Source organism: Ramlibacter sp. (assembly GCF_035554825.1).
In the GTDB taxonomy this organism is placed as follows: Bacteria; Pseudomonadota; Gammaproteobacteria; order Burkholderiales; family Burkholderiaceae_C; genus Ramlibacter.
Genome location: NZ_DATMHS010000048.1, coordinates 1 through 9,396, shown reverse-complemented (window position 1 = coordinate 9,396; position 9,396 = coordinate 1). Strand labels below are relative to the sequence as shown.

The window sequence follows — 9,396 nt, the reverse complement described above, 5'->3', positions numbered from 1 at the left end:
CGGGGACGTGCGCCGCATCAACGTCGAACCCCTGGACCACAAGCAGGTCCACGCGATGGTGTACGACATCATGAACGACACGCAGCGCAAGGCCTACGAGGAGTTCCTGGAAGTCGACTTCTCGTTCGAGATCGACGGCCTGGCGCGCTTTCGCGTCAACGCCTTCAACCAGAACCGCGGCGCCGGCGCCGTGTTCCGGACCATCCCCTCGAAGATCCTCACGCTGGAGCAGCTCAACGCGCCCAAGATCTTCGGCGAGCTGGCGCTCAAGCCGCGCGGCATGGTGCTGGTGACCGGCCCGACCGGCTCGGGCAAGTCGACCACGCTGGCGGCGATGGTCAACTACCTGAACGAAACCGAGTACGGCCACATCCTGACGGTGGAAGACCCGATCGAGTTCGTCCACGAATCGAAGAAGTGCCTGATCAACCAGCGCGAGGTCGGCAACATGACGCTGTCGTTCGCGGCGGCGCTGAAGTCGGCGCTGCGCGAGGACCCGGACGCGATCCTGGTGGGCGAAATGCGCGACCTGGAAACGATCCGGCTGGCGATGACGGCGGCCGAGACCGGCCACCTGGTGTTCGGCACGCTGCACACCTCGAGCGCCGCCAAGACGGTGGACCGGATCATCGACGTGTTCCCGGCCGAGGAAAAGGAAATGATCCGGGCCATGCTGTCGGAGTCGCTGCAGGCGGTGATCTCGCAGACCCTGTGCAAGACCAAGGACGGCAACGGCCGGGTGGCGGCGCACGAGATCATGATCGGCACCTCGGCCATCCGCAACCTGATCCGCGAGGCGAAGGTGGCGCAGATGTATTCGGCGATCCAAACCGGCAACCAGTTCGGCATGCAGACGCTGGACCAGAATCTGGCCGACCTCGTCAAGCGCAACCTGATCAGCGCGTCCGAGGCGCGCGGCAAGGCCAAGATTCCCGAGAACTTCCCGGGCGCCTGACGGAAATGGCCGCGACGCTTCTCACTTCGTGTCGTGCCGGCCCGTCGGCGACCGACGGCGCGGCTTTTGTCTAAAGGATCTCCATGGAACGCGACCAGGCCACGAAGTTCATCAACGACCTGCTCAAGCTGATGGTCAGCCGCAACGGCAGCGACCTCTTCCTCACCGGCGACTTCCCGCCGGCGATGAAGGTGGACGGCAAGATCACCAAGGTGTCGCCGCAGCCGCTCACCGCCGCCCACACGATGGCGCTGGCCCGCTCGATCATGAACGACAAGCAGGCCGCCGAATTCGAGCGCACCAAGGAGTGCAACTTCGCGATCTCGCCGCCGAACATCGGGCGCTTCCGCGTCAACGCGTTCGTGCAGCAGGGCAAGGTGGGGCTGGTGCTGCGGGTGATCCCGCAGGTGCTGCCGACGATCGACAAGCTGGGCCTGCCGCCGGTGCTCAAGGACGTGGTGATGGCCAAGCGCGGCCTGTGCATCCTCGTCGGCGCGACCGGCTCGGGCAAGTCGACGTCGCTGGCGGCGATGGTCGACTGGCGCAACGAGAACTCCTACGGTCACATCATCACGATCGAGGATCCGGTCGAATTCGTGCACCCGCACAAGAACTGCGTGGTGACGCAGCGCGAGGTGGGACTGGACACCGACAGCTGGGAAGCGGCGCTGAAGAACACGCTGCGCCAGGCGCCCGACGTGATCCTGATGGGCGAGATCCGCGACCGCGAGACCATGGAACACGCGATCGCGTTCGCCGAAACCGGCCACCTGTGCCTGGCGACGCTGCACGCCAACAGCGCCAACCAGGCGCTGGACCGGGTGATCAACTTCTTTCCGGAGGAACGGCGGGCGCAGCTGCTGATGGACCTGTCGCTCAACCTGCGCGCGCTGGTGTCCCAGCGCCTGGTGCCCAAGCAGGACGGCAAGGGCCGCGCGGCGGCGGTGGAGATCATGCTGAATTCACCGCTGATCGCCGACCTGATCTTCAAGGGCGAGGTCTCCGAGATCAAGGAGATCATGAAGAAGAGCCGCAACCTGGGCATGCAGACCTTCGACCAGGCGCTGTTCGACCTGTACGAGACCAGCATGGTCACCTACGAGGATGCGCTGCGCAACGCCGACTCGCTCAACGACCTGCGGCTGCAGATCAAGCTCAACAGCCAGCGGGCCAAGAGCACCGACCTGTCGGCCGGAACCGAACACCTGCAGATTGTCTGACTTCGAAAACGCTGCGCGTTTTCGAAGTCGTCCGAACGGATGACGAAGGCCGGGAGACCCGGCCTTCGTCATGTTGTGGCTGGCTGCGCGCGGCTCCGCCCAGCCGGTGCCCCTGCGGGGATCGTGCAGGAGCGCCGTTCTAGAATCCGCGCATCCATCACTCGAGGACAACGCGAATGCCCAGCACCAATCCGAAGACCTACGAATCCACGTCGCCGCGCAAGGTCGCCTTCCTGGGCCTGGGCGTGATGGGCTTCCCGATGGCCGGCCACCTGGCGCTCGCCGGGCACGACGTGACGGTCTACAACCGCAGCGCCGCCAAGTCGCAGGCCTGGACCGGCGAGTTCAAGGGCAAGGCGGCGGCCACGCCCAAGGCGGCGGCCGAAGGCTGCGACTTCGTGTTCTGCTGCGTCGGCAACGACGACGACCTGCGCTCGGTGGTGCTGGGACCGGAGGGCGGCTTCGCCGGCATGAAGCGCGGCGCGGTGTTCGTCGACCACACGACGGCATCGGCCAACGTCGCGCGCGAACTGGCGGCCGAAGCCGAGCGGCACGGCCTGCAGTTCGTCGACGCGCCGGTGTCGGGCGGGCAGGCCGGGGCGCAGAACGGCATGCTCACGGTGATGTGCGGCGGCCAGGCGGCGGCGTTCGAAGCCGTCAAGCCGGTGGCGATGGCGTTCGCGCGCGCCTTCACGCTGCTCGGCCCCGCCGGGTCGGGCCAGCTGGCGAAGATGGTCAACCAGATCGCCATCGCCGGGCTGGTGCAGGGGCTGTCGGAAGCGATCGCCTTCGGCCAGAAGGCGGGCCTCGACATGGCGCAGGTGCTGGAGGTGATCGGCAAGGGCGCGGCCCAGAGCTGGCAGATGGACAACCGCGGCAAGACCATGATCGAAGGCAAGTTCAACCATGGCTTCGCGGTGGACTGGATGCGCAAGGATCTGGGCCTGTGCATTGACGAGGCCAAGCGCAACGGCGCGCGCCTGCCGGTGACGGCGCTGGTCGACCAGTTCTACGCCGACGTGCAGCAGGCGGGCGGCCGGCGCTGGGACACGTCGAGCCTGATCACGCGGCTGAAGTAAGCCGGACAGCCGAAACCCAACAGCCGAACGCAGAGGGCGCAGAGATACGCAAAGGACGCAAGGGAGTCAGGAAGGAAAGAAGAAGAGAGATAGGAAAGACGTTGCTTTCCTCCCCTTCGTTCCGTTCTTCTGGCTTCTTCTGCGTCCTCTGCGTCCTTTGGCGCCCGTTGCGTTCGGCTGTTGGGTTACCGGGCAGCGCTCGCCGGACGGGCGGGGGCGACGGCCGGGGCGGCGCCGCCCATGCTGGGCGTCAGGCGCCGCAGTTCCTCTTCGCTGATGATCTCGAAGATCCGCACCACCCGCTGCACGCCGTCGATGTGGCGGGTGAGCTGGGTGGCGCGCTCGGCCTCGCGCTGCGTCACGCGGCCCATCAGATAGACCACGCCGCGCTCGGTGACCACCTTGAAGGCCGCCACCGAGAGGCTGCTGTCGTCGACCAGCGAAGCCTTCACTTTGCCGGTGACCAGCGTGTCGGTGGAGCGCTGCGCCAGGCTCGACGCCGGCATCACCGCCAGTTCGTTGACCACGCCCTTGACGTTGTCGACCTTCAACGCGATCTGCTCGGCCTGCTGCTTGGCCTGCTCGCTGGGCACCTCGCCGGTGAGCAGGACCTGCCGGTTGTAGCTGGTGAGGTTGATGTGGGCGCGGTCGCCGAAGGCATCGCGCAGGCGGCTGGCGGCGCGCAGCTCGATGCCTTCGTCCTCGATCTGCGCCCCCGACGTGCGCCGGTCGAACGCCATCATGGCACCGACGGCGGCGCCGCCGATCACCAGCGGCGCGCAGGCCGACAGCGTGGCGCCGAGCGTGGCGGCAAGCAGCAGCGCGGCCGCGCCGCGCGAGAGGATGGGACGGAAGGTCATGTCGGTGTTTCCTGTTCTCCGAGCAATTGGGCGTCGACGCCGTCGCAGATGCAGTGCAGCGTCAGCAGGTGCACCTCCTGGATGCGCGCCGTGCGGTCGTGCGGCACGCAGACGTGGACGTCGGTTTCGCGCAGCGCGTTGGCGATCCTGCCGCCGCCGCGTCCGGTGAGCGCCACGACGGTCATCTCGCGCTCGTGCGCCGCCTCGATCGCGGCCAGCACGTTGGCGGAGTTGCCGCTGGTGGACAGCGCCAGCAGCACGTCGCCGGCCTGTCCGAGCGCGCGCACCTGCTTGGCGTAGACGCGCTCGAAGTCGTAGTCGTTGGCGATGGCGGTGAGGATCGAGGTGTCGGTGGTCAGCGCGATCGCGCCGAGCTCCGGGCGCTCGCGCTCGAAGCGGCCGACGAACTCGGCCGCGAAGTGCTGGGCATCGGCGGCCGAGCCGCCATTGCCGCAGGCGAGCACCTTGCCCCCGCTGGTGACGCACGCGAGCATGGCCTGCACCGCTGCGGCGATCGGCTTGCTGAGCGTCTGCGCCGCCTGGTACTTGAGGTCGGCGCTGTCGATGAAATGCTGCTGAATGCGTTGTTCGAGCATGGGTCGGGATGATACCTGTGCGCGGTGCCGGTGCCGGTGCCGCGGCAGCGCCGCGGGCGCTCAGGCGGCGGCGTCGAACGCGGCGCGCAGCCACTGCACGCCGTCGGCCTCGACGCTCACCACGTCGAAGCGGCAGGGCGGCGGCGCCCCATGGTGCAGCAGGTAATGGCGGGCGGCGAACACGATGCGGCGCTGCTTGGCCGGGCTCACGCTGGCCGCGGCGCCGCCGAAGTCGCGGCTGGCGCGCTGGCGCACCTCGACGAACACCACGGTGCCGGCGGCATCGCGCATGATGAGGTCGATCTCGCCGCCGCCGCGACCGGGCGTCCGATAATTGCGGGCGAGCAGCTGCAGGCCGCCCGCGCGCAGGTAGGCGAGCGCGCGATCTTCGGCGGCATTGCCCGCCTGCCTGGTCGTGGCGGCCGGGCCGTCTTTCCTGCGGGGGAATTCCATTGAGCGCTTCCTTTTCGTTGGCCCTCAACGCCGCGCACGCCGCGGCCGCTGCCCAGCATTATCCGCAGGGCGCGTTGTACGTGGTGGCCACACCGATCGGCAATCTGGCCGACATCAGCCTGCGCGCCTTGCACGTGCTGCAGCTGGCCGACGCCATCGCGTGCGAGGACACCCGCCATACCCAGGCCCTGGCGCGCGCGTACGGCATCGATCGGCCTTCCGCGCACTGGCTGGCGGTGCACCAGCACAACGAGGCGCAAGCGGCGCAGGCGGTGATCGCCCGCCTGCAGGCCGGCGCGCGCGTCGCCTATGCCAGCGATGCCGGCACGCCCGGCGTCAGCGACCCGGGCGCGCGGCTGGTGGCGGCGGTGCGCGCGGCCGGACTGGCCGTGGTGCCGATCCCGGGCGCCAGCAGCGTCACCGCGGCGCTGAGCGTCGCCGGCGCGGTGCAGGAGGGGGGCGCCTTCGTGTTCCGCGGCTTCCTGCCGGCCAAGGCCGGCGAGCGCGACGCCGCCATCGCCGAGCTGGCGCAGGAGCCGCGGCCGCTGGTCCTGCTCGAGGCGCCGCACCGGATCGAAGCGCTGGCGCGCAGCCTGGCGCCGCTGGGCGAGCGCACCGTCACCGTGGGCCGCGAGCTGACCAAGCAGTTCGAGGAGATCGCCAGCGTCAGCTGCGGCGGCCTGGCCGCGTGGCTGGCCGCCAATCCGAAGCGCGCGCACGGCGAGTTCGTGCTGGTGCTGCATGCGATGCCGCAGGCGCCCCGAGGCGACGAGGGGCTGCGGGTGCTGAAGCTGCTGCTGGCCGAATTGCCCGTGAAGACGGCGGTGAAGCTGGCGGCCGATGTCACCGGTGCCCCGCGCAACGAGCTGTACCAGGCGGCGCTGCGGATGAAGGCGGCGGCCGAGTAGGCGGCGCGCGGTCCCGCCGCTGCGATGCGCCCTGGCGTTCGGGACGCCCGCCGGGTTCCCGAGCGAACCCGGCGGCTCCCCGGTCAGATCGCCAGCGGATCGACGTCGATCGCCCAGCGCAGCAGGCCCTTCTCGCGGGTGGCGTGCAGCAGCGGCCGCCAGCCCGCCAGGAAGCGCTGCAGCGCGCCGCGGGAAGCGCTCTCGACCAGCATCTGCGCGCGCTCCACATTGGCCACGCGCTGGATGCTCATCGGAACGGCCGAGTACAAGGCCACGCCGTGGTCGCCCGCCAGCGGCCGCGCCGCGGCGCTCGCCGCTTCCAGGAAGGCCTGCGCGATCTCCTGGGTGCGCGCTTCGGCCCGCACCAGCGCCTGGAATCCGAACGGCGGCATGCCGGCCTGCTCGCGTTCCTTCAACTGCTGCGCCGCGAAGGCGGGGTAATCGTGCCGGCGCAGCGCCCCGAACAGCGGGTGCGCGGGGTTCCAGGTCTGCACCCACATCTCGCTGGCGTCCGCCCGGGCCGCCTCGCGCCCGGCGCGTCCGGCTGCCTGCATCAGCAGCGCGAACAGCCGCTCCGGCGCCCGGAAGTCGCTGGAGAACAGGGCCGAGTCGGCCTGCACCGCCGCCACCAGCGTGATGCCGCGGAAGTCGTGGCCCTTGGTCACCATCTGCGTGCCGACCAGCACGTCGACGTCGCCGGCATGCACCTGCGCGAGCTGGCGCTCCAGCGCTCCCTTCAGCCGCACGCTGTCGGCGTCGATCCGGGCGACCCGCACCGGCTCGCCGCCGGGACGGCGCACGTCGGCCAGCAGGTCGGCCACATGTTCCTCCAGCCGTTCCGTGCCGCGCCCCACCGGCGCGATGTCGGCATTGCCGCAGGCCGGGCAGTGGCGCGGCACCCGTTCGGTGAAGCCGCAGTGGTGGCAACGCAGGGTGCGGTCGATCTTGTGGAACACGCGGAACGCGCTGCAGTGGGGGCACTCGCTCTTCCAGCCGCAGTCGCCGCAGGCGAGCACCGGCGCATAGCCGCGCCGGTTCAGGAAGACGAGCGACTGTTCGCCGCGCGCCACCCGCTGGCGCATCGCGTCGAGCAGCGGCGGCGCGAAGATGGCCTGCTTCGGCTGCAGGTTCATGTCGACCACGCGCACGGCGGGCAGCGAACCGGCGCCGACGCGGGTCGGCATCGCGAGCCGCCGGTAGCGGCCGCTGTCGGCCGCGTGCCAGCTCTCCAGCGAAGGCGTGGCCGAACCCAGGACCACCCGGGCCTGCTCGATCCGGCCGCGGTAGATCGCCAGGTCGCGCGCCGAGTAGCGGGCGCCTTCCTGCTGCTTGTAGCTCGGGTCGTGCTCCTCGTCGACGACGATCAGCTGCAACGCCGGCATCGACGCGAAGACGGCCATGCGGGTGCCCAGCACGATCCGGGCCGCCCCGTGGTGGGCCGCCAGCCAGCTTTTCAGGCGTTGGGCGGCGGTCATGCCGCTGTGCATGGCAACCACCACCGCCGCGCCGAAACGGGCCACGAAGCGCTCGTGCAGCTGCGGCGTGAGGTTGATTTCGGGCACCATCACCAGCGCCTGGGCCTGCGGCGCGCGCGCCAGCAGCCGCTCGACCGCCTGCAGGTAGACCTCGGTCTTGCCGCTGCCGGTGGCGCCGAACAGCAGGAAGGTGCCGGCGCCGGCTTCGATCGCGTCGAGCGCGGCCGCCTGCTCGGCCGTCAGCGCCAGCGGCCGGCCGGCTGCGGCCGGCGCGGCTTGCGCCGATGCCTTGCGGTTGAGGCGCCGGCCCAGCTGCACCGGCGTGAGGTCGCGCAGCTGCGGCGGCAAGGCGGCCAGCGCCACCTCGCCGAGCGAGCGCTGGTAATAAGTTGCAGAAAACGTAACTAGTTGCCTCCAGCCCGCCGTGAGGGGGGCCAGGCCTTCCAACACGCCGGCGATTGCTTTTTCCTCGCCGTGATGGACCGGCGCCGCGCCGGCGGCGCCAGGCTCCCACACCACGCCCAGGACCTCGCGCCGGCCCAAGGGCACGCGAACCAACGTGCCGGCCGGAAGTGCGAGCTCACTCAGGTAGGTCAGCGGCCCGGACAGCGAACTGTGGGCGGGCGTCGGGACGACGATGGCGAGGCGCGGCACGGTGGAAACTGCCCGAGTTAGCGCCGGAAGTTCAGACCGGGTTCAGGAACAGAGCTTAAGTCCTTGATTTTGAACAAGTACAGGCCCCTCGGGTTTTTCTGTGGATAACTTTGTTGAAACTTGGCCCGATGTCGCCCGGTCTCGCTGAAAAATCAACACCTTGGCGCATCGGGCGGGCTCCATGGCCGCGCTGCAATACAAGCAAAATCAATAACTTAGCGCAGCTATGGCTTTTGTAGCGGGGAGCCGACTGAAACCAGCTCCGCAGCAGCGCTTTTGTGCATAAGTAGCGCTTCTGGCAGAGAAATTGCTCGGTGCCGCCTAGGGAAATTACGGATGACAGCGCGCGCTCAACTGGTTCGCGCCGCGCGCTGCCGGACCGAATGCGAGCGCACCGCCTCGACCAGGGCCTGCACATGCTCGGGCGGCGTGTGCTGGCTGATGCCGTGGCCGAGATTGAAGATCTGGCTGGGGCCGGTGCCGGCTCCGACGTGCGGCGCACCGAAGCTGTCCAGGACCTTGATGGCCTCGGCTGCGATCTGCGCCGGCGGCGCGAACAGCACGTTGGGGTCGAGGTTGCCCTGCAGCGCCTTGTGGCCGCCCACCAGCGCACGGGCCCGGCCGAGGTTGACGGTCCAGTCCAGGCCCAGCACCTCGCAGTCGAGGCCACCCATTTCCTCGAGCCAGAGGCCGCCGCCCTTGGTGAAGACGATGCGGGGGATCAGGGCGCCCTCGTGGCTGCGTTTGAGCTGGGCCAGCACCCGGGCCGTGTAGGCCAGGCTGAAGTCCTGGAAGGCGCCGTCGGCCAGGACGCCGCCCCAGCTGTCGAAGATCATCACGGCCTGCGCGCCGGCCTCGATCTGGGCGTTCAGGTAGGCCGCCACCGCGTCGGCGTTGACCTGCAGCACGCGGTGCATCAGGTCGGGGCGGCCGTACAACATGCTCTTCACGAGCCGGTAGTCGTCGGAGCCCGCGCCTTCGACCATGTAGCAGGCCAGCGTCCACGGGCTGCCGGAAAACCCGATCAGCGGCACCCGCCCGTTCAGCGCCCGGCGGATGGACGTCACCGCGTCGAAGACATAGCGCAGCTGCTCGAGGTCGGGCACGCGCAGCGCCTGGACGGCGGCTTCGTCGCGCACCGGCGAGGCGAAGCGCGGCCCTTCGCCCTGCGCGAAACTCAGGCCCAGGCCCATGGC

Annotated in this window: 9 protein-coding genes; 4 read left to right on the top strand and 5 right to left on the bottom strand. The window is 69.6% G+C overall.

The window, feature by feature from the left end; translation table 11 throughout:
• The 3 genes from VNT59_RS05260 to VNT59_RS05250 form a co-directional block, all read left to right on the top strand.
• On the top strand, nucleotides 1-955 hold a 955-nt coding region (locus tag VNT59_RS05260; RefSeq protein ID WP_325497270.1), incomplete at its 5' end, for a type IV pilus twitching motility protein PilT.
• A gap of 83 nt (nucleotides 956-1,038) precedes the next feature.
• Nucleotides 1,039-2,175, top strand: coding sequence for a PilT/PilU family type 4a pilus ATPase (locus tag VNT59_RS05255; RefSeq protein ID WP_325497269.1), 1,137 nt, complete (start codon nucleotides 1,039-1,041; stop codon nucleotides 2,173-2,175).
• Between the two features lie 176 nt (nucleotides 2,176-2,351).
• Nucleotides 2,352-3,254, top strand: a complete 903-nt coding sequence (locus VNT59_RS05250) for an NAD(P)-dependent oxidoreductase (protein WP_325497268.1) — start codon at nucleotides 2,352-2,354, stop codon at nucleotides 3,252-3,254.
• Nucleotides 3,255-3,439: 185 nt separating this feature from the next.
• Here the strand turns inward: VNT59_RS05250 and VNT59_RS05245 are convergent, their stop codons facing one another.
• The 3 genes from VNT59_RS05245 to VNT59_RS05235 are packed head-to-tail and all read right to left on the bottom strand — an operon-like array spanning nucleotide 3,440 to nucleotide 5,163.
• The gene (locus tag VNT59_RS05245) at nucleotides 3,440-4,114 is read right to left on the bottom strand and encodes a BON domain-containing protein (RefSeq protein ID WP_325497267.1); all 675 of its coding nucleotides are present in this window, start codon (nucleotides 4,112-4,114) and stop codon (nucleotides 3,440-3,442) included.
• Nucleotides 4,111-4,710, bottom strand: a complete 600-nt coding sequence (locus VNT59_RS05240; protein WP_325497266.1) for a phosphoheptose isomerase — start codon at nucleotides 4,708-4,710, stop codon at nucleotides 4,111-4,113. The genes VNT59_RS05245 and VNT59_RS05240 overlap by 4 nt, the downstream gene beginning before the upstream one ends.
• Before the next feature lie 60 nt (nucleotides 4,711-4,770).
• Entirely contained in the window at nucleotides 4,771-5,163 is a 393-nt protein-coding gene (locus VNT59_RS05235) for a YraN family protein (RefSeq protein ID WP_325497265.1), read from the bottom strand.
• Here VNT59_RS05235 and rsmI point away from each other — a divergent pair.
• Nucleotides 5,163-6,071, top strand: coding sequence for a 16S rRNA (cytidine(1402)-2'-O)-methyltransferase (gene rsmI / locus VNT59_RS05230; RefSeq protein ID WP_325497264.1), 909 nt, complete (start codon nucleotides 5,163-5,165; stop codon nucleotides 6,069-6,071). The genes VNT59_RS05235 and rsmI overlap by 1 nt on opposite strands.
• An 83-nt stretch (nucleotides 6,072-6,154) precedes the next feature.
• Here rsmI and priA read toward each other — a convergent pair whose 3' ends face one another.
• Entirely contained in the window at nucleotides 6,155-8,200 is a 2,046-nt protein-coding gene (priA, locus tag VNT59_RS05225; protein ID WP_325497263.1) for a replication restart helicase PriA, read from the bottom strand.
• Between the two features lie 350 nt (nucleotides 8,201-8,550).
• The coding region (locus VNT59_RS05220; RefSeq protein ID WP_325497262.1) for a uroporphyrinogen decarboxylase family protein at nucleotides 8,551-9,396 on the bottom strand (846 nt) is incomplete at its 5' end.